Origin of the sequence: Mycoplasma mobile 163K, assembly GCF_000008365.1 — a bacterium.
Lineage (GTDB): Bacteria > Bacillota_I > Bacilli_A > Mycoplasmatales > Metamycoplasmataceae > Mycoplasma_J > Mycoplasma_J mobile.
Genome location: NC_006908.1, coordinates 393,523 through 417,559, shown reverse-complemented (window position 1 = coordinate 417,559; position 24,037 = coordinate 393,523). Strand labels below are relative to the sequence as shown.

Annotated in this window: 17 protein-coding genes; 13 read left to right on the top strand and 4 right to left on the bottom strand. The window is 25.0% G+C overall.

All coding sequences use genetic code 4. From position 1 onward, the window contains the following. The first annotated feature begins 257 nt into the window (after positions 1-257). The 8 genes from MMOB_RS01785 to MMOB_RS01755 all read left to right on the top strand — a co-directional run bounded on the left by MMOB_RS01785 (position 258) and on the right by MMOB_RS01755 (position 12,540). Entirely contained in the window at positions 258-1,250 is a 993-nt protein-coding gene (locus tag MMOB_RS01785; RefSeq protein WP_011264853.1) for a lipoprotein 17-related variable surface protein, read from the top strand. Between the two features lie 331 nt (positions 1,251-1,581). Beyond that, positions 1,582-1,746 (top strand): hypothetical protein, encoded by a 165-nt coding sequence (locus MMOB_RS03625; protein ID WP_156768866.1) that lies wholly within the window; start codon positions 1,582-1,584, stop codon positions 1,744-1,746. A gap of 81 nt (positions 1,747-1,827) precedes the next feature. After that, positions 1,828-2,145 carry a hypothetical protein gene (locus tag MMOB_RS01780; RefSeq protein ID WP_011264852.1) on the top strand — a complete coding sequence of 106 codons (318 nt, stop codon included), beginning with the start codon at positions 1,828-1,830 and terminating at the stop codon, positions 2,143-2,145. A 323-nt stretch (positions 2,146-2,468) separates the two neighbouring features. Then, positions 2,469-4,001 (top strand): 2,3-bisphosphoglycerate-independent phosphoglycerate mutase, encoded by a 1,533-nt coding sequence (gene gpmI / locus MMOB_RS01775; RefSeq protein ID WP_011264851.1) that lies wholly within the window; start codon positions 2,469-2,471, stop codon positions 3,999-4,001. An 88-nt stretch (positions 4,002-4,089) separates the two neighbouring features. After that, the gene (locus tag MMOB_RS01770; RefSeq protein WP_011264850.1) at positions 4,090-6,636 is read left to right on the top strand and encodes a lipoprotein 17-related variable surface protein; all 2,547 of its coding nucleotides are present in this window, start codon (positions 4,090-4,092) and stop codon (positions 6,634-6,636) included. Positions 6,637-6,944: 308 nt separating this feature from the next. Beyond that, complete coding sequence (locus MMOB_RS01765) at positions 6,945-9,491, top strand: lipoprotein 17-related variable surface protein (protein ID WP_011264849.1); 2,547 nt, start codon at positions 6,945-6,947, stop codon at positions 9,489-9,491. Between the two features lie 187 nt (positions 9,492-9,678). Then, a complete protein-coding gene (locus MMOB_RS01760; protein ID WP_011264848.1) occupies positions 9,679-11,619 on the top strand; it encodes a lipoprotein 17-related variable surface protein in 1,941 nt (646 codons plus the stop codon). Positions 11,620-11,805: 186 nt separating this feature from the next. Further along, positions 11,806-12,540 (top strand): nitroreductase family protein, encoded by a 735-nt coding sequence (locus MMOB_RS01755; RefSeq protein ID WP_050707642.1) that lies wholly within the window; start codon positions 11,806-11,808, stop codon positions 12,538-12,540. An 84-nt stretch (positions 12,541-12,624) separates the two neighbouring features. On the opposite strand, the gene MMOB_RS01750 is transcribed toward MMOB_RS01755, so the two are convergent. Then, complete coding sequence (locus MMOB_RS01750) at positions 12,625-13,521, bottom strand: RluA family pseudouridine synthase (RefSeq protein WP_011264846.1); 897 nt, start codon at positions 13,519-13,521, stop codon at positions 12,625-12,627. Between the two features lie 40 nt (positions 13,522-13,561). After that, positions 13,562-14,152 (bottom strand): hypothetical protein, encoded by a 591-nt coding sequence (locus MMOB_RS01745; RefSeq protein ID WP_011264845.1) that lies wholly within the window; start codon positions 14,150-14,152, stop codon positions 13,562-13,564. 105 nt (positions 14,153-14,257) lie between these two features. Between MMOB_RS01745 and MMOB_RS01740 the strand changes: the two genes are divergently transcribed. The 3 genes from MMOB_RS01740 to MMOB_RS01730 all read left to right on the top strand — a co-directional run bounded on the left by MMOB_RS01740 (position 14,258) and on the right by MMOB_RS01730 (position 19,523). Next, positions 14,258-15,796, top strand: a complete 1,539-nt coding sequence (locus tag MMOB_RS01740) for an AAA family ATPase (protein WP_011264844.1) — start codon at positions 14,258-14,260, stop codon at positions 15,794-15,796. A gap of 95 nt (positions 15,797-15,891) precedes the next feature. After that, positions 15,892-17,523 (top strand): lipoprotein 17-related variable surface protein, encoded by a 1,632-nt coding sequence (locus MMOB_RS01735; RefSeq protein WP_011264843.1) that lies wholly within the window; start codon positions 15,892-15,894, stop codon positions 17,521-17,523. Between the two features lie 119 nt (positions 17,524-17,642). Next, positions 17,643-19,523: a lipoprotein 17-related variable surface protein gene (locus MMOB_RS01730; protein ID WP_041362871.1), complete on the top strand. Its 1,881-nt coding sequence runs from the start codon at positions 17,643-17,645 to the stop codon at positions 19,521-19,523. A 214-nt stretch (positions 19,524-19,737) separates the two neighbouring features. On the opposite strand, the gene pyk is transcribed toward MMOB_RS01730, so the two are convergent. Beyond that, on the bottom strand, positions 19,738-21,189 hold the full coding sequence (gene pyk, locus MMOB_RS01725; protein ID WP_011264841.1) for a pyruvate kinase: 1,452 nt from the start codon (positions 21,187-21,189) through the stop codon (positions 19,738-19,740). Between the two features lie 12 nt (positions 21,190-21,201). After that, positions 21,202-22,179 (bottom strand): 6-phosphofructokinase, encoded by a 978-nt coding sequence (pfkA, locus tag MMOB_RS01720; protein ID WP_011264840.1) that lies wholly within the window; start codon positions 22,177-22,179, stop codon positions 21,202-21,204. Positions 22,180-22,286: 107 nt separating this feature from the next. Between pfkA and MMOB_RS01715 the strand changes: the two genes are divergently transcribed. Together MMOB_RS01715 and MMOB_RS01710 are read left to right on the top strand one after the other, a co-directional pair. Then, a complete protein-coding gene (locus tag MMOB_RS01715) occupies positions 22,287-23,471 on the top strand; it encodes a phosphopentomutase (RefSeq protein ID WP_011264839.1) in 1,185 nt (394 codons plus the stop codon). 11 nt (positions 23,472-23,482) lie between these two features. Next, positions 23,483-24,016, top strand: coding sequence for a GNAT family N-acetyltransferase (locus tag MMOB_RS01710; protein WP_011264838.1), 534 nt, complete (start codon positions 23,483-23,485; stop codon positions 24,014-24,016). The last annotated feature ends 21 nt before the right edge of the window (positions 24,017-24,037 follow it).

Here is a 24,037-nt window from a genome sequence, read left to right as displayed (position 1 = left end):
TCATAAGTTTTCTAATTTATTTACTAAATATATTTTTTAAATTATTCTAAGAATAAAAACTAAATAAAATTACTACAAAAAACATCAATTAAAATTGATGTTTTTTTATATTGTATAATTATTAGGTTTATTAATTACTAGATGTTTTTTTCTTTTTAATTACTTCTTTTTTAGAGATATGAAAATAGCATTTAAAAATAACTCAAATTTTGTTTTATAATAAGTTAAAAAGTAAATAAAAGGAAACTATATTTTATATGAAAATCAAAAACAAATATTTAATTGGAATTGGTACACTAAGTACAATTGCAATTTTACCAATAACAGTTGTAGCATGCGGAACAACAACATCAGAAAGTGCTGAAAATTTTAAAAAAATCGATCTAGAGCTTGAAAAAATTATATCAGCTAATTTTAAAGTAACAAATAATACAAAATTAGCTTCAGAAATTAATGCAGCTAATTTACAAACTGAAATAACAAAAAATTTTAATAATACTATTAATAGTGTAAATTTTACTTATTCTATTTCAACAAAAACTGCTATAAATGATGAAATAGGCACTTTAACTTTAACACTAACAGGGCAAATTGGAACTGATAGTAGAACAAAGGAAATTACTATTACAGGATTTGAAACAGCAACTCAGAGAAAAGCTAAAATTAAAGTAGAACTTGAAAAACTAAATCTAGTAAAAATAGGCGCTTTTGCAACTACTTTACCTTCAGAAGTAAAGCTTGATAATGTTAATACTTTCTTTGAAGCTTTACCAGAGGCAAATGGAGTAAGTTTTAAAAGTTCATTAATTAGTTTAGAAAATAATGTTGATGGAACTCTTACTATTACAATTGAAGGTTCTATTGGAAAAGTAATTGAAACTAAAACTTTTCCTATTACTGGATTCCAAAAATTAGATCAAAGAAATCAGATATTAGATAATGAATTAGCAAAAATTGCTAACTTAACTCTTAAAGGAGATTTTGCAACTACTTTACCTTCAGAAGTAACTGCTGATAATATAAGAGAATTAATTACTACTCCAGAACCTATTAATGGTGTAATTTTTAGAATATTTTGAACACCACAAAATGAAGAAGAAAAAAATCTTAGTGATTCAACAGGAACATTAAAATTTAGAATTGATGCTTTTACAAATGAAAATCCTTTAATATTTAGGGACAAAGAGTTTTCAGTTTCAGGGTTTCGAATGAATTCACAAAGTTTATTAGGTGAAATTAAAAAAATTTAAAAAATGAAATTACTTTAAGTGGATTTAAAACACCAAACGAAATTGCTAGTGATTTAACTATTTTACAAAATGCTTATAATGAAATTATTTAATAAAGTTTAAATATTAATAACCAAAATGTAATTAATGAAACTTTAGTATCTTAAATGACAAATGAACTTATTAATGAATATGTAAGTATAAATTCAATTAGTGGTGTTAATTTTACATTGGAAGCAGATTTATCTATAATAATACTATTGGAACTCTAAGTGTAAAAATTATAGCTTCTTTTGAATAACAAATTTTAAATACTAAAACGTTTTAAATAACTACTTTTAAAACTACAACCATGGCCTTTGGTGATTGACTTGGATTATCTAATTCAGAAGTAAATACTACTTTCTTTACCCTTTTAGTTACATCTCTTGTAACACAAAATGATATCAATACAATTAGAAATTTCATCAAACAAATAGGTATCACTAATAAAAATGGAAATTTTGGAACAATTTAGTTCAGGAAAATTCACACTTACAAATATCAAATCACAGATTTAAATGGAAGTATAAACACTTTTACAAAAGAATCAATAGATATGAAAATTACAATTAATGGTACATTTGATGAAAATGTAGTAAGTTTTTCAAAAGAATTAAAAGGCTTTACTGCAATTAGTAGTGTTACTGATACTTTATTTACTTTTGAACGCAATGATCAAACTTTAATTGCAAATAATAGAGCAAATAATGAAATAGAGGATTTAATTTCTACTAATACAACAAATGCTAATTTAACAGCTTTTAGAGGTATTGTTGTTAAAATAAAAAATGCATGAGCAAAAGATGTTAATGATAATTTAATTTTTGAAAATAATATCCCTCAATTTAATGAAGAACTTCATAATAGAATTTAAGGCTTGGTAGCAAATCATTTAGATGATCAACTATAAATTTAACAACAGAAAACTCTATTACACACAAGAAATTGTTATTAATATGCATTTTACTTGCACTTGATTCTGCAAGTGCAATTCAAAAAATATAAGTGGTGTTACAAACAATAATTATTTTAGAATTACTCAATATTAAGATTTAATTAATTATTAAAATCATCAATTTGGTGGTTTTTTAATTTAAATAAGTTCTTAAATTTATTTTTTAAAACATAATATTTAAAAAATAGATAATTAAATTTTTTTCAATTTATAATATGATAGAAAATATTGGAGATTATTATATGAAAAAAACAGTTATTTTATCCGTAATAGATGGCTTAGGTCTAAGAGAAGAAAAACAAGGAAATGCTTTTAAATTAGCAAAAACTCCTAATTTTGATAAATTATTTAATGAATATCCAAATAGTGTCATTCAAGCCTCAGGAGATTATGTAGGCTTACCAGATGATCAAATGGGAAATAGTGAAGTTGGTCATTTGAATATAGGAGCAGGACAAATTGTTTATACAGGTTTATCTTTAATTAATAAAGATATTAAAGATAATAAATTTAAACAAAATGCTAAATTCATTGCAGCATTTAATGCTGTTAAAAAAAATAATGAAACAAATACTTTACATTTAATGGGATTGCTTTCAGATGGAGGTGTTCATTCACATGAAGAGCACTTATTTAAATTAATTGAAGCAGCACATGAAAATGGACTTAAAAATGTTTCTGTACATGTTTTTGGAGATGGAAGAGATGTTGCTCCAAGATCAATATTAACTTCGATTAAAAAACTTGAAGCAATTACAAAAAAATATAACTATGCAATTGGCTCAATCATGGGACGCTTTTATGCTATGGATCGAGATCAAATTTTTACAAGAAATGAACAAGCACTAGAAGTAATGATGGGAAAAACAACAAATTATTTTACAAATGCAAGCGAATATATCAAAGCACAATATCAAAAAGATATTAGCGATGAATTTTTTATACCTGCAATTAATAAAGATTATTTAGCAAAAAAATTAAATTTAAAAGATAATGATGCTGTGATTTTTTATAATTTTAGACCTGATCGTGCCAGACAACTTAGTCACTTATTAATTCAATCTAATTTATATAATTATCAATCTAAAAATCAAGTTAAATTAAGTAATTTTACTTCGATGATGAAATATGAAGGTTTAGATACAAATATTGCATATGAAGAAATGAAAATAACTAATCCTTTAGGAAATATTTTAGCTAAAAATGGATTAAGTCAATTAAGAATTGCTGAAACACAAAAATATGCTCATGTGACATTTTTCTTTGATGGTGGAAATGATGTTTTATATGAAAATGAAGAAAGAATCCTTATAGATTCAGTTAAAGCTGATTCTTTTGCAGATTATCCAGAAATGTCTGCTGCAGGAATTACAGATACTTTAATTGCTAATTTAGGAAAATATGATGTTATTATTTTAAATTATGCTAATCCTGATATGGTCGGACATACAGGTAATTTAAAAGCTACAATTAAAGCTCTTGAATTTTTAGATTTTCAATATGGAAAAATTTTAAAAGCAATTGAAAAAACAAACCACACTTTATTTATTACTGCAGATCATGGTAATGCAGAAATTACTGAAGATGAAAATGGAAATCCTGCAACAAAACACACTACCTCACCTGTTATGCTAATTGTTACAGATAAAAACTTAAAATTAAATTCAGGAACTTTAGCAAATATTGCTCCAACTATTCTAGATTATTTAAAAATTCCTAAACCTAAAAATATGTTAGATTCTTTAATAATGAATAATAAAAGAACATCAAAATAAGTAAAACTTAATTTTATTAAACTTTGGAAATATTTTGTTATATTATAAATTTTTAATAAAAACATTAATTCTATAATATAATTGTTATATGAAAAAATCAATTATAATTTTAGGAATAACATCAGCAAGCATGCTAACAACGGTTATTGCAGGGCCAAGTATTGCTACTGTAATGAATAAAAAAAGTCTTACAAGCGAACAAATTGTACAAGCAGAAATTACAAAAATCAATCAATTAGAATTAACTTCTTTTGGGAAAAATATTTTAGCTTCAGAAGTAACAAATTTAAATATTGCTTTGTCAATTTTAGTGCCAAATACCACATTAAGTGGAATACGTTTTTCTTTAAAATTACAAGAACCAAGTATTGTAAATGATGCTGAAGGTAGTCTTGGAGTTGTTTTAGTGGCCTCTTTAGATAATTCAATACAAGAAAAAAAGATTAATGTAAATGGTTTTAGAGTAAATAATCAAAATGAAATAAATGCAAAAATTGATCTTGAAATTCAAAATGAATTAGACATTATAAATACATTGATTACCAAAAATTTAGCATCTTCTACTTTAGCTTCAAATGTTAATGATACAAATATTAATGATTTTATCAATACTCCAGTTTCGATTAATGGTGTAGTATTTTCTTTAAAAGTTCAATTAAATGGTGCAAATAATACAACAGGTACTCTTGGAGTAGTTTTAATCGGATCTAAATCAGGAAGATCTCTTAATAAAAATATTAATGTAAGTGGTTTTAGAATCTTTAATGAAGTTGAAGCAGTTGAAAATTTACTTTTAGATATTTTAGGAAGAATTTCTACAATTTCAACAACTACTTTAGCAAAAACTGTTCTCCCTTCATCTGTAACACCTCAAAACATAAATCAATATTTAATTTTACCTTCAATTGATTTAGCAACAGGTGTTACTCTTAGATTAAGAGTTGGACAAATAAATTCTCAAAATGATTTCAACGGTACTTTACCAGTTGTTTTAGAAGCATCAAGAAATAACATTACTAGAGAAAAAAACTTTGCTGTTTCAGGTTTTGCTACCTTATCAGAAATTGTTAATGAAGTTACAAGAATGGAAATTCAAACAGAATTAAATAAAATTACTGGTATTAGTTTAACTCCTGCAGCTGCAACTGCTTTACCTTCAATAGTTAATAATGCAAATATTACCCAATATTTACAAATTCCAGCTACTTCTAATGGCGTAATTTTTAGCTTAAAAACTCAAAATCCAAGTGTTTTTAATGATGTTGATGGTCAAATTTCAGTTATTTTAACAGGAACTAGATCAAATATTAGTGTCGAAAAAACTTTTAGTGTCCAAGGTTTTAACACTAATTCAAATATTATTAATGCTCAAATCACAGCTGACATTAATAAAGAATTAGCAAGAATTGTTTCGATTGCAACTAAACCAGCAGCTTCAAGTGTTTTACCTTCATTAGTTAATAATCAAAATATTAATGAATATTTAAATGCACCTAATTTATCTAATGGCGTAAGTTTTAAATTAGAACTTCAAAGTCCACTTATTTTTAATGATAGAAATGGTTCATTAACAATTAATTTAGTTGCTTCAAAATCAGGTATTTCAAGTACTAAAAGTATTGAAGTATCAGGATTCATGAGGAGAATTACTTTTGAATTTAATCAAATTACTTCTTTATCTCTAAGAGCAGGATCTTCAACAGTTTTACCAACTATAACAAACGATAATCCAAATTTAGATTCATTTATTAATGTTCCAGCAATTTCTAATGGCGTAAGTTTTTCTATAAGTTTCCCTTCAGGGATAAGTCAAAATAATCAAAGAGGAACTCATGATGTTGTTTTAACAGCTTCACAAGTTGGTCAAACAAGCTTATCAAAAACAATTACAACTACAGGATGATTATCAACTGCTCAATTATTTACAAAACTTAACCAAACAAATATTCCTTTAAATGAGACAAATCATTATTTAGGTCAAGCGTATGATTGATTATTTAAAGGTCCAGTTGGAAGATTAAATTTTAGAAATTTATTAAGAGAACATTATTTAAAAGGAGCAAATACTTCGGATACAGCATATACAAATTCTATTAATTCATTAATAAGAAATGATCTTTCAGTAGATGGTTTAAGTATTCAAACTAGAAATAACCAAAGAACTTTAGTTGTAAATTTTACTGCTCCAAATAGTATTACTTTAACAGAAAAAATTTCTCATCTAGAAACAGGGGCTAGAAAAGGAGAGTTTGAGCTTGGTAATTTTTCAAATTTAACAATAGCATCAGTTGATACTTTAAGTCAAGTAGGATTAAATGCTAGACCTATAACAGTTGTAGATGGATTATCTTTAGTTGATAAACAACCTCCATATATTGTAAATAGTTTTTCATTTTCAAACGGATCAACTAGTGTTCAACAAAATTCAATTTCTAATTCGGGATGAATCATTTATGCTAATGGTAATAATCTATCAATTTCTTCAAAAATTTTTAATGACGGTAGAGACAGATCAATTTTAGGAAATACAAATATTAAAATTACAGATTTAGCTTTTGGTCCTACAAATGGAATTAATTATAAACAAAATGGAACAAGCATTTCTTTATTTTCTAAAGAACACTATGGATTGTAATGTAAAAAATTTTGATCACATTCAAATATAAATTTTAAAATTAAAACATCAATATAGGTGTTTTAATTTTAATTATTTTTTTACTTGTATAATCTCAAATGTTTTTAATTTTAATATAAAAAAATACAAATCTTATTCTTTTTTTGAATATTTAAAATTTTTAGACTTAAAAATAAACTATCTTTTTTATGTAATAAGTAATAAAAAACAACCGAATAAATAGATCATAATTTTATTGAATTATTGAAAAAAAGGTTCCATATTACTAAAATTGACTAAAAACATTGATTATATACTATAATTATTATATGAAAAAATCAATTTTAATTTTAGGAATAACATCAGCAAGTATGTTAACAACAGTTATTGCAGGACCAAGCATTGCTACTGTAGTAAATAAAAAAAGTCCTACAATCGAACAAGTTACACAAGAAGAAATTGCAAAAATTACTCAATTAGAATTAACTTCTTTTGGAAAAAATATTTTAGCATCACAAGTAACAAATTTAAATATTGCTCTATCAATTTTAGTGCCAAATACCACAACAAGTGGAGTACGTTTTTCTTTAAAATTACAAGAACCAAGTATTGTAAATGATGCCGAAGGTAGTCTTGGAGTTATTTTAGTGGCCTCTTTAGATAATTCAATACAAGAAAAAAAGATTAATGTAAATGGTTTTAGAGTTAATAATCAAGATGAAATAAATGCAAAAATCGATCTTGAAATTCAAAATGAATTAGACATTATAAACACATTAATTACCAAAAATTTAGCATCTTCTACTTTAGCTTCAAATGTTAATGATACAAATATTAATGATTTTATCAATACTCCAGTTTCGATTAATGGTGTAGTATTTTCTTTAAAAGTTCAATTAAATAGTGCAAATAATACAACAGGTACTCTTGGAGTTGTTTTAATCGGATCTAAATCAGGAAGATCTCTTAATAAAAATATTAATGTAAGTGGTTTTAGAATCTTTAATGAAGTTGAAGCAGTTGAAAATTTACTTTTAGATATTTTAGGAAGAATTTCTACAATTTCAACAACTACTTTAGCAAAAACTGTTCTCCCTTCATCTGTAACACCTCAAAACATAAATCAATATTTAATTTTACCTTCAATTGATTTAGCAACAGGTGTTACTCTTAGATTAAGAGTTGGACAAATAAATTCTCAAAATGATTTCAACGGTACTTTACCAGTTGTTTTAGAAGCATCAAGAAATAACATTACTAGAGAAAAAAACTTTGCTGTTTCAGGTTTTGCTACTTTATCAGAAATTGTTAATGAGGTTACAAGAAGAGAAATTCAAACAGAATTAGATAAAATTACTGGTATTAGTTTAACTCCTGCAGCTGCAAGTGCTTTACCTTCAATAGTTAATAATGCAAATATTACTCAATATTTACAAACTCCTGCAACTTCTAATGGTGTAATTTTTAGTTTACAAACTAAAAATCCAAGCATTTTTAATGATGCTGATGGTCAAATTTCAGTTACTTTGACAGGAACTAGATCAAATATTAGTGTCGAAAAAACTTTTAGTGTCCAAGGATTTAACAATAATGCAAATATTACTAATGCTCAAATCACAGCTGACATTAACAAAGAATTAGCAGGAATTGTTTCAATTGCAACTAAACCAGCTGCTTCAAGCGTTTTACCTTCATTAGTTAATAATCAAAATATTAATGAATATTTAAATGTACCAAATGAATCTAATGGCGTGAGTTTTAAATTAGAACTTCAAAGTCCACTTGTTTTTCATGATAGAAATGGTTCATTAACAATTAATTTAGTTGCTTCAAAATCAGGTATTTCAAGCACTAAAAGTATTGAAGTATCAGGATTCATGAAAAGAATTACTTTTGAATTTAATCAAATTACTTCTTTATCTCTAAGAGCAGGATCTTCAACAGTTTTACCAACTATAACAAATTCAAATCCAAATTTAGATTCATTTATTAATGTTCCAGCAATTTCAAATGGCATAAGATTTTCTATAAGTTTTCCTCAAGGAGTAAGTCAAAATAATCAAAGAGGAACTCATGATGTTGTTTTAACAGCTTCACAAGCTGGACAAGAAAGTTTATCAAAAACAATTACAACTACAGGATGACTATCAACTACTCAATTATTTACAAAACTTAATCAAGCAAATCTTCCTTCAAATGAAACAAATGCTTATTTACATCAATTATATGAATGATTATTTAAAGGTGAAGTAGGAAAGTTAAACTTTAGAAATTTACTAAGAGAACATTATTTAAGAGGATCACAACAAGCAGAAACCACATTTACAAATTCAATTAATTCATTAATGAGAAATGATCTTTGAGTAGATGGTTTAAGTATTCAAACTAGAAATAATCAAAGAACTTTAATTGTAAATTTTACTGCCCCAGATAGCATTACTTTAACAGAAAAAATTTCTCATTTAGAATCAGGAGCTAGAAAAGGTGAATTTGAGCTTGGTAATTTTTCAAACTTAACAATAGCTTCAGTTGATACTTTAACTCAAGTAGGTCTAAATCCTCTTCCTAAAACAGTAAGAGATGGATTATCTTTAGTGGATAAACAACCTCCATATATTGTAAATAGTTTCTCATTTACAAATGGATCAACTAGTGTTCAACAAAGTCAAATTTCTCAATCAGGATGAATCATTTATTCTAATGGTAATAATCTTTCAATCTCTTCAAGAATTTTTAATGATGGTAGAGATAGAGCAATTTTAGGAAATACAAATATTAGAATTACAGATTTAGCTTTTGGCCCTTCAATCGGAATTAGTTATAGACAAAACGCAACAAGTATTTCTTTATTTTCTAAAGAACATTATGGACTATAAAAAAATTAGATTTTAAAGATTCTTAATTCAAATTTAATATAGATTTTCAAATTAAAACATTCAATTATGGATGTTTTAATTTTTATTTTATTATCAGATGTTAAAAATAATTTAGAAATAATTTTATTTAAAATTTTTGATTTTTATGTTCTTATGATAATCAATCAATTTGTAGTATAATAATTACATGAATAAGAAAAATTTAATTTTAGGTATAGCATCTTCAGCAATTGGTGCAACAGTAATTATTGCTCCAAGTGTTGCAGTTACAAGACAAAATAGAAACAAAGATCAAGAAGATATATTAAAAAATCAAGAAATATTAAAAAATGAATTTGATAAAATCATCAAATTAGATCTTACAAATTTAGCTTTAACATCGCTTCCTTCATTAGTTACAAATGAAAATATTGGTCAATATATTGTTGTGCCAAAGCCAATAAATGAAGTAATTTTTTTCTTAAGACTTTTAAGCCCAAATAAATTTAATGATGAAAATGGAACAATTTCAGTTGTTTTAGTTGCAACAAGAAATAATGAAACTTTAACTAAAGAAATAGAAGTTGTAGGTTTTAAATCTTTAAATGAGCAACAAGGAATTCTAGCAATTTTACAAAGTGAATTAGACCTTATAAATTCTATTAAAACAAAACCATTAGCATCATCAATTTTACCTTCAAGTGCAAATCCAATTAATGTTAATGAATATTTAATCACTCCAAATCCAATTGCAAAAGAAGTTATTTTTACTTTAAAAAATCCAAGTAATTTTAATGATGCTACAGGTTCATTAGAAATTGTTTTATTAGCAACAAAAGATGGAATTTCTCTTGAGAAAAAATTTATTGTATCAGGGTTTAAAATCTTAATTAGTGTAGAACAAATTAAAGAAGAGATTAAAATAGAATTAGATAAAATAGGAAATATTCCTTTAAAGCCTGCTGCTGCAAACATTTTAGCTTCATCAGTAACTAATGAAAATATTGATCAATATTTAATTACACCAGATGCAATTAATGGTATTAGTTTTCAATTAAAAGTTTCGAATCCATTTGATTCTGATAATAATAATGGATCTTTATCAATAGTTTTAATAGGTATTAAAAATAATGTAAGTAATGAAAAAACATTTAAAATTGATGGATTTTTAAAAACAATTATTTCTGAATTTAATAAAATTACTACTTTAAGTATAAATCAAAATGCATCAAATATCTTGCCAAGTCTTCCTACTGATCAAAATTTAAGTTCATTCATTAATGTTCCAAGATCTATTTTAGGTGTAAACTTTTTTGTAAGTATTGCAAATAATACAAGTTTTAATAATTTAGAAGGAACTTTAGATGTACTTTTAACAGCTTCTCAAGCAGGCCAAGTTTCAGTTTCAAAAGTTATAAAAACATCAGGATGATATACTTCAATAGCTTTATTTAAAAGTTTTAATCAAAGCATTGTTCCAAATAATAGTTTAGAAGTGTTAAAAAATTGATTATTTACTGGTCAAGTTGGAGCAAGAAATTTTGAAAATTTAGTTAGACAAAATTATTTAGACAAAGAACTTAGTCAAATAGATGAAAATAAATCAATAAACTCATTACTTGAAACTCAAATTAGTATTCGAAATGTAAGTATTGAAAATCATGATATAAATTCTCCTTCTCTAGATATTAATTTTGATGCTTCTGGAAATGGATGAACTTTAAAAAATCAAACTGATGGTTCGAATACAACTTTTACAAAAGGAGTATATGGTTTAAGATCATTTAAAAACTTATTAGTTGTAACAGATGCTAATTTAGAAGAATTAGGTTTAGTTAAAGAAACAAAATTGGTTAATGATGCTTTAACAATGAGACAAAATCAATTAGGAGGCTCACATATTAGACCGCCTTATTTTGTAACTACATTTAATTTAAAACAAAATGCTACAACTCAACAAACAGCAAATTTTTTCAAATCAAGTTGAATTGTTTATTTATCTAATAATAGTGCTTCATTTTTCACTAATGAATTTATGTTTGGAAATACAGATATAGCAATTACTCCGACTTTAGGAAATGCTTTTTCCCCTAATCATAAACCAATAAGTAGTTTTACTTTATTTGGTAAAGAATATTATGGAATTTAATTTTTAGACAAAAACACATTATTTAAAATAATGTGTTTTATTTTCTAATTAAAAACTTAATTTAGAGAAGTAAAAATCATTCTTAATAAATAAAGTAAATTTTAATAGATAATATAAGTGTAGGTTAATATATAAAAAAGATTAAATTTTAGTATGTTTTATATATTAGTCTACAAAAGGAGAAATATGATTGAAAATTTAATAAGTAGAAAAAGTTCAAGAGCTTTTAAAGATGAAAAAATTTCAGAAAAAGATTTAAAAACTTTAATTGATGTAATGAATACTTCTGCAACATCTTCGAATGCTCATCAATCTTCGGTAATTGTTGTTACTGAAATGAATACTAAGAAAAAAATTTATGAAATATTAGGATCTAATCCAACACAAACACACATTTATAAAAATAGTGCTTTATTTGTTTTTGTTGCTGATTTTAATAGAACTTTAATTTCTTCTAAAATACATAAAATTAGCTATAAGCAGAATAATTTAAATGATTTATTGACAGCTTTTGGTGATGCATATATTCAAGCCACTAGATTAGAAAGTGCAGCACTTGAATTAGATTTTGGAACTTGTTATATTGGCGGAATTAGAAATAGTGCAGAATCTATTTTACAAATTAAAAAACTTTTAAATATAAGTGGAAAAGCTATCCCAATTTTGGCAATTACACTTGGAAAAGAAGAAATTAAAAATGGACTTAAACCTAAATTAAATCGTGTTTATTTAGAAAAGTATGATGTTTCAGTTCTTGAAAAAGAAATTAAAGCTTATGATAAAGTTTTAAATAATTTTTGAACAAAATTGAATATGAGTGGCGATTATTCTTCTTCAACAATAAAAACTTATAGCAATGAAGTAAATAATGAAACTTGAAAAGAAACAATAGATAAAATTTGAACAAAAGAAATTATCTAATTTTAACTTATAAAAAACTTACTACTTATTGGTAGTAAGTTTTTATTTATTTTATAATGAATGAATTTTAATATAAAAATTACTTTATGTTAAATTAAATTTTATAAGATCTTCTTGCATCTCTTTTGGTAATGGAACATTAAAAGAATATTGTTTATTATCTTTATAAGTAAAAGATAATTCATAAGCATGTAATCTTTGATTAAAATCATCGACTTTTTTGCCATAAATATTATCACCATAAATTGGTTTATTAATATGAGCTAAATGAACTCTAATTTGATGAGTCCTTCCTGTTTTTAATTCACATTGAATTAATGAATGAGTTTCAGAAGCTTTTAAAGAAGTTATTTTTGTAAAAGCTTCTTTACTATTGTGAGCAGTTACTTCCATTTTTAATCTAGAACTTGTATTTCTCCCAATAGGTAAATTAATATTTGTAATTGTATGATCCATTTTCCCTACAATAATTGCTTGATATTTTCTTTCTATTTGATGCTTTTTTAAAAGTAAAGCAAAATAATTATGAGCTTCATTTGTTTTAGCAACTAATAAAAGTCCACTAGTATCTTTATCAATTCTATGGACAATTCCTGGTCTTATTTCACCATTAATATTTGAAAGATTATTTTTAAAATGAAATAAAAGCGCATTCACTAAAGTATCTTGCATATTCCCAGGAGCAGGGTGAACCACCATGCCACTTCTTTTGTTAATAATCAAAAAATCTTCATTTTCAAAAACAATATCTAAATTAATATTTTGTGCAATAGCATTTGTTTCTTTGATAAGTTGCTTTTTAATTTCAATTTGATCATTTTCTTTGATTTTAAATGAAGCTTTTCTAACTAAAATATCATTAACATAGACTTGATGTTCATCAATTAATTGTTGAATATCATTTCTACTATAATCAGTACTATTTGCTAAGAATTTATCAATTCTATTAATTTCTGTTGCAATAATTTTTTTTATTTCCATATTGAGTATTATAAAGATATAAATTTAAAATTTATTGATTTTACTCTGAAGTTGAAATTAATGTATATTGTTTAATAATTTCTCTAATTTTGTCTTTTGCTTTTAAATGATAATTAATTAATTCTTGTATTTTTAAAGATGGGATTTTTTCTGTTTTATTAATATCTTCTATTTCAACAATATCAAAAAATTCTTTATCCAAAAGATCTTTTTCTTCTTTATAAAAATTCATCAATTCTTTAAATTTTGTTTCATTTAAAAATTTAGTAATTTCCTGAGAAATAGGATGTAATCTACAACCTGAACTAGTAGAACTATAATCAAAGTAGGTTATATCATTATTTTTTTTCAATTTGAAAATCAATTTAGAAGTTAAAATATCAATTTCTTTTAACTTAATGAAAAAAATTTGATTTGTATGTTCTGAAATTCATTGATTTTTAATCAATTGCTTAACATCTCTACTTGCTCTTGATGAATAAAATGAAGCAATAAAAGCAAATGCAATTGAAACAATTCCAAAAATAATAGAAATTGTTCACAAGAAAACTTCTACTTCAAATGGAATTGACAAACTATTTGAAGTAGCTACATTATTTTTTAAAATCTCTAAAATTTTTATTTTAGTCATAATAATGATTATACAAAAATATTATATAAAGTTTAAATACTATTATCATAGAGGCAATTAAAATTATTTAGTTATAATAAGTTAAATATAAATTATTGGAGAAAAATGCAAATCAAGTCCTTATATATTAATAATTATAAAAAATTTCAAGATAGATTTTTTCATTTTAGAAAGATGAATTCTATAATTGGTCCAAACAATTCAGGTAAATCAACATTATTGGAAATAATTCTGTCGTTTTTAAAACAAGACGTAAATGTTTTTGAAAAATTTAGAAAAACTTTAAAGACAAAATCCTTTAATCAAGTAAATGAAATGAAAATAGTTCTAGAAAAAGAAGTGAATAATATTCCATACAATTTTAGTTTTTACTTGAACTGCAGAAAAGAAATTTTTTGAGATTTAATTAAAGTTAAAAATTTATATACAAATGAAAAAATTTACGGGTCAGATTTAGAACAATGATTAAATGAAAATAAATTAGATTCTAAAATAATAATAAATTCAAATGATGTCGCTTCACTTTCTGCTCATACTAATTATCATGAAATTGAAAATGTAATTAAACAAAGTATTTTAACAAAATTATATGAAAAACATCATGAAGAAATAAGTAAAATTAAAAATTTTGTGAGTAATTTTTCTAATCAATCATTAGAATTAAAACATCAAAAAATGGAAAATAATTCTAATTTTGAAGAAATTAATTATGATGTTTTTCCTATTTTTGATTTTGAAAAAGCTATAGATTTTAAATTTGATACAAATAATCCTAATTCAATTGCCAATAAAGGTTTAGGAGAACAAAAACAATTTGTTTTAGACCAATATTTAGGAACACAATTTTTAATTATTGACGAAATTGAAAATTCTCTTTCAATAAAAACTTTATCTCATTTAATTAAAGTATTACAGTCAATAAAAAATGAAACACAAATTTTTTATACAACTCATAATGGATATTCACTTGTTTTTGATCCTGATCCAGAAATTGAGATTATTTCTTTAGGTGATAATGGAACAATTTCAACAGAAATTTTTTGTGAAATAAGAAATTTAGTTTTTTGTGAAGGAATTAGTGATGTAAGAGTTTTTAAGGATAGCTTCCCACATTATTCTTTTATACAATCAAATGGTTCTAATATTGTTCATTCTGTTAAAGGTATTATAAAAAATACTAAATCAATTCCAAAAGTCATTGTTGATGGTGATAATGCAGGGAATAGATATTATGATAAATTCACTAAAAGCGATGAAAATGACAACATTTTTTTAGATAATACTAATATTCATATTTTATCTCGCCCAACAATTGAAGATTTTGTTGAAAATAAAAAGAATTTGCTAGTAAATTTTATTTTTAATCATGAAATTATCAAAAATAATTTAACTGATGAATCGATTCAATATTTTCACAATAAATTTTCTAGTAATGAATGAGATGAAGCAATTGAAAAATCTATTTTAAATTTTATTAAAAATATTTTAAATGAATTATTTAGGACAAAAAATTTAAGAAAAAACGTTTCTTTGAAAAATATTAATAATTTTAAAAAAACTATTTATTCTAAATTAAAAGTTCATTTTCAAAAAAACGTTTCTTCAAGATTAATTCAACAAGAATTAGAAAATTTTTTAAAATAATAACTTATGAAAACCTAGGTAATACTATTTTATTTACGAAATACATACTCAATAAATAAAATTTGGTATAATTATACTATATAAGGAGACCCCATATGAACAAAAAAAACATGATTTTAGGATCTATTGCAGTTCCTCTTGCGACAGCAACAGTTATTGGTCCGGTTGTGGCTACCATAAGTCCTAATGCAAATATAGATTCAATTACTTTAAGAAAAGAATTTGAAACAATCGATAGATTAGACATTAAAGAATTGGCAACCACATCTTTACCTTCGGTAGTTACAAATGCAAATATTAATGATTATATTATTTCTCCAAGTCCGAGAAATGGTATTAATTTTTCTTTAAGATTACCGAATCCTAATGAATTTAATGACGAAAATGGAACAATTTCAGTTTTTTTAATAGGAACAAGAAATAATGAAAGTAGATCTAAAAAAATTTTAGTTACAAATTTTAGAGCTACTGATGAAATTTTAGGAATAAATGCAATTATTGATAATGAATTAAAACTTATAACAAATATTGAAACAACGGCTATTGCAAAAACAACCTTACCTTCAGAAGTAACTCAAGAAAATATTGATTCTTATTTAATAACCCCAAGAACAAGTAATGGTGTTGTTTTTCAATTGGAATTAAATAATCCAAGTACTTTTAATGATTCGACAGGGATTTTAGAATTTTCTTTAAAAGCTTCAATGAGTCAAATAGTTAGAACAAAAAATGTTAGTGTTATATTGCAAACATCTACTCAAAGAGTAGAACAAGTTTTACAAACAATTAATAATACAAGTTTTACAATTGAAAATATATCAAATAGATTAGCTTCAAGTATTGTAAATTCTGACATTATATTAAATCCTACTACTTTAGAAAAAGTTAATTTGTCATTTTCAATTAAAAATGCAAATGATACTCAAGGTATTTTATCATTAGAAGTTATAGGTAGTTTATCAAATAGCACTATTTCAAAACAAATATCTATTTTAGGTTTTCCTACAAAAGAAAAAGCTTTTGCAGATGCTATTGGTTTATTAAATGGAACAGTCAATACTAATTTTTTTACCCCTTCAAGAACTAATTTAAATCCAACTAATTTCACTGATTTTCAAACTAAATTAGCTCAAATTGGTTTTATTTCTAAACATGATTTTGGAATTGCAACTTCAAGAGTTTCTGTTACTAACTATCAAATTAGTACCATAAATAATGCTCCTTTTAATGAAACAACAAGAGATGTAAGAATTGTTGTTAGAGGAACTTTAGACAATGAAAACTTTAGTTTTACTAGAGATTTAACAGGTTATACACCGATTAATGATGATGTTTTAAATAAATTATTTACAATAAACGAATTTGCTGTAGGTTCTTTAGGTCCTAATCTTTCACAAAGAAATAATAATGTAAATGATCTTGCTAAATTTTTATTAGAAAATAGAACAAATATTGCATTATTTTATGGTAGTGCTTGAGATACAGACAGAAATGGAGCAGTTATTCTTGTAAATGGCATTCCTGCTATTTCTCCAGAATTTAGATTAAGAGGATTAAGATATCATATTCCTTTTGTAAGATGAGAAATAGCAGATTCAGTAACAAGTAATGGAAGAATAGTTTCTCAAAGATTGATAATAAGATTTAGATTTGATGAAACTATAGGAGCTAATGACTTTTTAAGTGGATTTAATTTTGAAATTTCGAAAACTATAAGAAGTGTATAAAAATTTATAAATATAAGTGAATATTTAATAAATTAAAAACATGATTTTAAAATTTTCCGAACAAAGTTAAAGCATATTCACAATGAAATAAATAAAAAAATAAAATAATAAGGATGAATATGAACAAAAAAAACATGATTTTAGGATCTATTGCAACTATCATGGGAACAGCAACAATTGTAGGACCGATTGTTTCTTTACCTCAACAAAAAATAGATAATAATCTAATACAAGCTAATTTACAAAATGAATTAGATAAAATTTCTACTTTAAAAACTACTAATTTAGCATCTTCGACTTTACCTTCAAATGTAGACAATGCTAATATTGATACATTTTTAGTTAAACCTAATTCAATAAATGGTGTTAATTTTACTTTGAAAGTTCAAAATCCAAGCATTTCTAATGATGATAATGGAACAATTGATGTAATTTTAGAAGCTCAATTAAATAATTTAGTTTTATCAAAAGTTATTACTGTTTTGGGATTTAAATCTTTAAGTGATCAAATTAATTTGCAAAATGAATTAGATAAAATTACTACTTTAGAACTTACTAATTTAGCATCTTCGACTTTACCTTCAAATGTAGACAATGCTAATATTGATACATTTTTAGTTAAACCTAATTCAATAAATGGTGTTAATTTTACTTTGAAAGTTCAAAATCCAAGCATTTCTAATGATGATAATGGAACAATTGATGTAATTTTAGAAGCTCAATTAAATAATTTAGTTTTATCAAAAGTTATTACTGTTTCAGGATTTAAATCTTTAAATGAGCAAAATTTAAAAAATGAATTAGATAAAATTACTACTTTAGAACTTACTAATTTAGCATCTTCGACTTTACCTTCAAATGTAGACAATGCTAATATTGATACATTTTTAGTTAAACCTAATTCAATAAATGGTGTTAATTTTACTTTGAAAGTTCAAAATCCAAGCATTTCTAATGATGATAATGGAACAATTGATGTAATTTTAGAAGCTCAATTAAATAATTTAGTTTTATCAAAAGTTATTACTGTTTCAGGATTTTTAAAAATGATTAATTTTGAATTTAATAGAATCAATACTTTAGAGTTAAATCAAAATGCAAAAGGCTCTTTACCAAGTTTTCCAAATGAGCAAAATTTGAGTTCATTTATTAATGTTCCTATCACAAATTCAAATGTAACTTTTTCTGTAAGTTTTCCACAAAATATGGAAGCTGCTAATAATTTAGATGGAACTTTAGATGTAATTTTAACGGCTTCACAGATAGGCCAACAATCAATTTCAAAATCAATAAAAACAGTAGGGTGATTTACTTCATTAAACTTAATAAGAGCAATTAGGAATCCTGCAATACTTTCTGATTTAGATAGGGATCATTATCTAGAACAACTTAAAAATTGATTATTTACAGGAGAAATAGGTAAAAGAAACTTTCAAAATTTATATAGACAACATCATTTAAGAAAATTAGAAGTTTTTAATCATAATATAACAACAATTACTGAATCTGTAAATTCAATAATTGAAACTGATGTTAGAATCACTAAATTAAGTATTGAAAGACCTACTTCTAATTCAAATGTTTATTCATTGCTAGTTCATTACGAAACTAATGAACCGGGTTGAATTGAAACAAATGAAATAAGTGGAGAGCAAATTAGAAGAACAAGTGGGAACTTCTTTTTCACAAATCTAGGAAATAGCACCATTATTTCTAGTGAAAATAATGGTGCATTGCAAGTAATACCTACAATTATTAAAGATGGGCTTGCTATTAGGATGGAACAATTAGGTTTAAATCCAGATCCTTATACTATTTATAGATATTCCTTTTTACCTACTATAAGTCCAGAATTAAAAGCATCAATTTCTTCAACCGATTGAATCATTTATTTAAATGGAAATAATATATCTTTTACAACAACATTACATTCAGGAGTTTCTAAACCAGAAGGTTTTGATGATTTAAGATTTGATGTTGCCATGACTTTATATGGTTAACAATTCAGAATTTTATTGATATTATAGTTTAAACACAAAAAAATTACAACTAAAGTTGTAATTTTTTAATTAAAATCAATAAAATTTTATAAATTATGTTTGGTAGAAGAGAAAATCATATAAAAGCAAAAAATAATTCAACACATATAGAGTTTTTGGTTTACAAAACTTATAAAAAAATAAAAATACCTTTAAGGTATTTTTATTTTTTTATTTAATAAATATATTCTGAAATTTTATTATTTTCAACAACTAAATATTTGTCACCTTTTTTAGGGAAAAATGGTTTTAAAACTTCCCTTGCTTTAGTAAGATTTTTTTCAATTTCACTTTTTACTGCTTTTGAATCTACACTCATAAACACACTGTGTGTAATTCCAAATCCATGAATTAATTTATCATTGTTAATAACTCCGATAATAACTGTATTAGGTCTAAAACGTGCAATTTCTTTTAATAATCTTCCTGTTTCTGAAAGAATAACTGAAAATTTATAATCTCCATTCATTACTTTAAGTGCAACTTCAGAAGCTAATTTCGAGTGAACTCCAACCGGATTTTGAATTAAAGTTTCTAAATGTGCAGGATAGTATAATTTATTGTAAAATTCTTTTTCTGCACGACGATTAATTGTTGACATAACTTCAACTGATTCAACAGGGAAATCTCCATTTGCACTTTCTCCTGAAAGCATAGTTGCATCTGCTCCTAATTCTGTTGCCCAGTAAACATCACTAACTTCTGCTCTAGTTGGTTGAGGTAGTTTTTCCATTGAATCAAGCATTTGAGTTGCAACAATAACTGGTTTACCAACATTACGACATTTTCTAATAATTTGTTTTTCATAAAAAGGAACTTCAAAATAAGGAATTTCTAATCCTAAATCTCCTCTTGCGATCATGATTCCATCACTAGCTTCAATAATTTCATCAATATTTTCAATTCCAAATACAGATTCAATTTTTGAAATAATTTGAATATGTTCTCCATTATTATCTTTTAATAATTTTCTTAAATCAAGAACATCTTGTTTCGAATTAACAAATGAAGCAGCAATATAATTTACATCATTTTTAATTCCAAAGATAATATCTTCTTTATCTTTTTTACTTAAAAATTCTAATGATAATTGAGCTCCTGGAATATTAATTCTTTTATTTGATTTTAAAACATGTGAATTAATTGTTTTTACTTCGACAATTCCTGATTTTACACCTGTAACAATAGTAGTTAATTTTCCATCATCAAATAAAATGTAGCTTCCAACTTTAACATCTTTATCCATTCTATGTGAAACTGTAAATTTAGTTGGAATTCCTTCAAAAGTTTTGTATGAAACTTCATCTGTTAAAACGGTAATAATTTTCCCTACTTCAATTTTTTGAGATCCATCTTTCATTTTTCCAACTCTAATTTCAGGACCTTTAGTGTCTAACATAAGAGACATTGGTAAATTTAGTTCTTTTGCTACTTCTTTTGCTAAAACAAATTTATTTAGTTGTTCTGCATGATCTCCATGGCTAAAATTGGCTCTAACTGTAGTCATACCTTTCAACATCATTTGTTTTAAAATTTCTTTATTTTGTGAAGATGGACCAATTGTAGCGATCATTTTTGATCTTTTATCAGTAAGATTAACACCTTTTTCTTTTTCTAATACATTCATTTTTTTCTCCTTTTATGATTGATTTATTTTATTGATTTTAGTTACTAATTCATTTTCATTTTTAGCTGAATTTTGTGCTTTTAAAGCTTCTGGAATTGGTGTTGAAATAATTTTATTACCTTTAAAACCTAGAGCTACACCACTTTCATTTTTTAATAACGATTCTACTGCAGCAATTCCTAAAAATGAAGCATTTATTCTCTCGTATGCTTTAGGATTTCCGCCTCTTTGAGTATGAGCTAAAATAATTGCTCTTGTTCTAATTCCGGTTTTATCTTCAATTTCTTTAGCTACCTTTTTTAAATCATCATAAATAAATTCGCTAACAATTCCGATTACTGATCTTTTTGTTTTTGCAATCATTTGATCTTTAACAATTTCAATCATTTCATCAATAGATTTTCTATGAGCATTTGTAACAATAATTTCAGCTCCTGTTGCTAAACCACTAAGCATTGCTAAATCTCCAGCTCCATGTCCCATAACTTCAACTAAAGCAACCATATTCATGCTATTCATTGTATCTCTTAATCTATCAACATTTTCTACAATTGTATTTAGAGCTGTGTCTAAACCAATAGTATATTCTGTTGAAGCAATATCATTATCAATTGTTCCAGGTAAACCTATTGTTTTCACACCTAATTCATGTAATAATTGTGCTCCAGCATAACTTCCATCACCACCAATAACTACAAGTGAATCAATACCCATTTCTTTTAAGTTCTGAACAGCTTTTTGTCTTACTTCTAATTTTTTGAATTCTAAGTAACGAGCAGATCCTATAAAAGTTCCACCACTTCCAATGTATTGATCTACATTAATTTCATTTGCATTTTTAATTGTTTTTTCAACAAGTCCTTTATAACCATTATAAACAAGAAAAACTTCAATTCCGTGAATTTTAGAAGTTTTAACAATTGTTCTTATTGCATTATTCATCCCAGGAGAATCTCCTCCAGAGGTCAAAATTGCTATTTTTTTTGCCATTTTTTTCCTTTTTTAATTTCTAATTTTATTTTTTACTTTTAATTGTAAAAACAACATTTTTATTATATATTAATTTATAATTTTATAAGTAACAAAAAGGAGAAAAAATGAAATTTAGAAGAATTTTTTTAATTGTCACTGATGGATTAGGGATAGGCTATGAAAAAAGACAAAAAGAATTTGGGGATGATAAAGCAAATTCACTTTATCATACAACTCTAAATGCTGAAGTTAAAATTCCTACATGACAAAAATTAGGAATAGGTCATGTAGCAAAAATTCATAATGAAGGTAAAAGAAAAAATCCAAAAGCATATATAACTAAAGCAACAACATTAAGTAATGCAAAAGACACTTTGGCAGGTCATTGAGAAATGATGGGAATTTTTACAAAAATTCCTTTTCCTGTTTTTACAGAAACAGGGTTTCCAAAAGAATTATTAGATAACTTATCTAAAGCTTGTGATGGGCGTGAAATTATTGGAAATAAATCCGCAAGTGGAACTGAGATTTTGGATGAACTTGCCCAAAAAGAAATTGATGAAAAAAAATTAATTGTTTATACTTCTGGAGATAGTGTTTTGCAAATTTGTGGTCACGAAGAAACAATGGGTCTAGAAAATTTATATCGTTATGCAAAAGAAGCAAGGAGAATTTGCTCTTCAAGACCAGAATGAAATGTTGGTAGAATAATTGCTCGCCCTTATACAGGTTCAGCAGGTAATTGAAAAAGAACATTTAATCGTCATGACTATGCAGTAACGCCAACTGAAGAAACTATTTTAGATCGTTTAAAGGCTAAAAAAATTAATACAATTAGTGTTGGAAAAATTCAAGATATTTTTGCAGGTCAAGGAATTAATGAACATCACCCTTCAGGAAGTGATGCAATAGGAATGGATGTAACAATTGAATTAGCACAAAAGGCTAAGGATAATTCTTTTATTTTTACTAATTTAGTTCAATTTGATTCACACTATGGTCATCGTCGTGATGTAAATGGATATGCTGAAAATTTAAATACTTTCGATATTAAATTAACAAAATTAATTAATTCTTTAAAAGAAGATGATTTACTATTAATGACTAGTGATCATGGTAATGATCCTACTTATCGTGGTACAGATCATACAAGAGAAGCTTTACCAGTTACAATTTTTTCTAAATCATTTAAAGATCCTAAAATTTTAAAAGATTTTACTTCTTTAGCAACTGTAGGAAATATAGTTGCTAAAAATTTTGGTGTAGAATTAGCTAAAATTGGTCAAGATTTTTTTGAAGAATTAATTTAAATTTCAAAATTATGAATCATATAATAAAAAAACTTGATCGAAAAATGGAAGACCAATGATTAGATTATGTTGAAGAATTTAAGAAATTTCAGGAAATTTTAGTTCCTGATTTTTCAAATCTTAATTTTAAAAATTTGCGATTCGATTTAAAACATTCAAAAAATCCAAAATATTTACCTAATAATTGAGTGCCTTATGAAATTCTTTTTTTAGTTGAAAAAGATACTAATTTTATTATTGGAGCAATTAGTATTCGCTATGAATTATCAGATTATTTATATAAAATAGGTGGAAATATTGGTTATGGTATTAGGCCTACCCAAAGAGGAAAAAACAATGGAACAACACTACTTTTTCTAGGTTTAAAATATTTAAAAGAAAATTTGTCAAAACATAAATTAGAAAAAGTTCTAATTACATGTGATGAAAGAAATATTGCTTCAAAAAAAATTATTTTAAAAAATGGTGGCATTTGAGAAAATACAATCTATGATTATGAATTTAAACGTTATGTTGAACGTTACTGGATTTATTTAAATAATTAGACTTATATAATATAATAATAT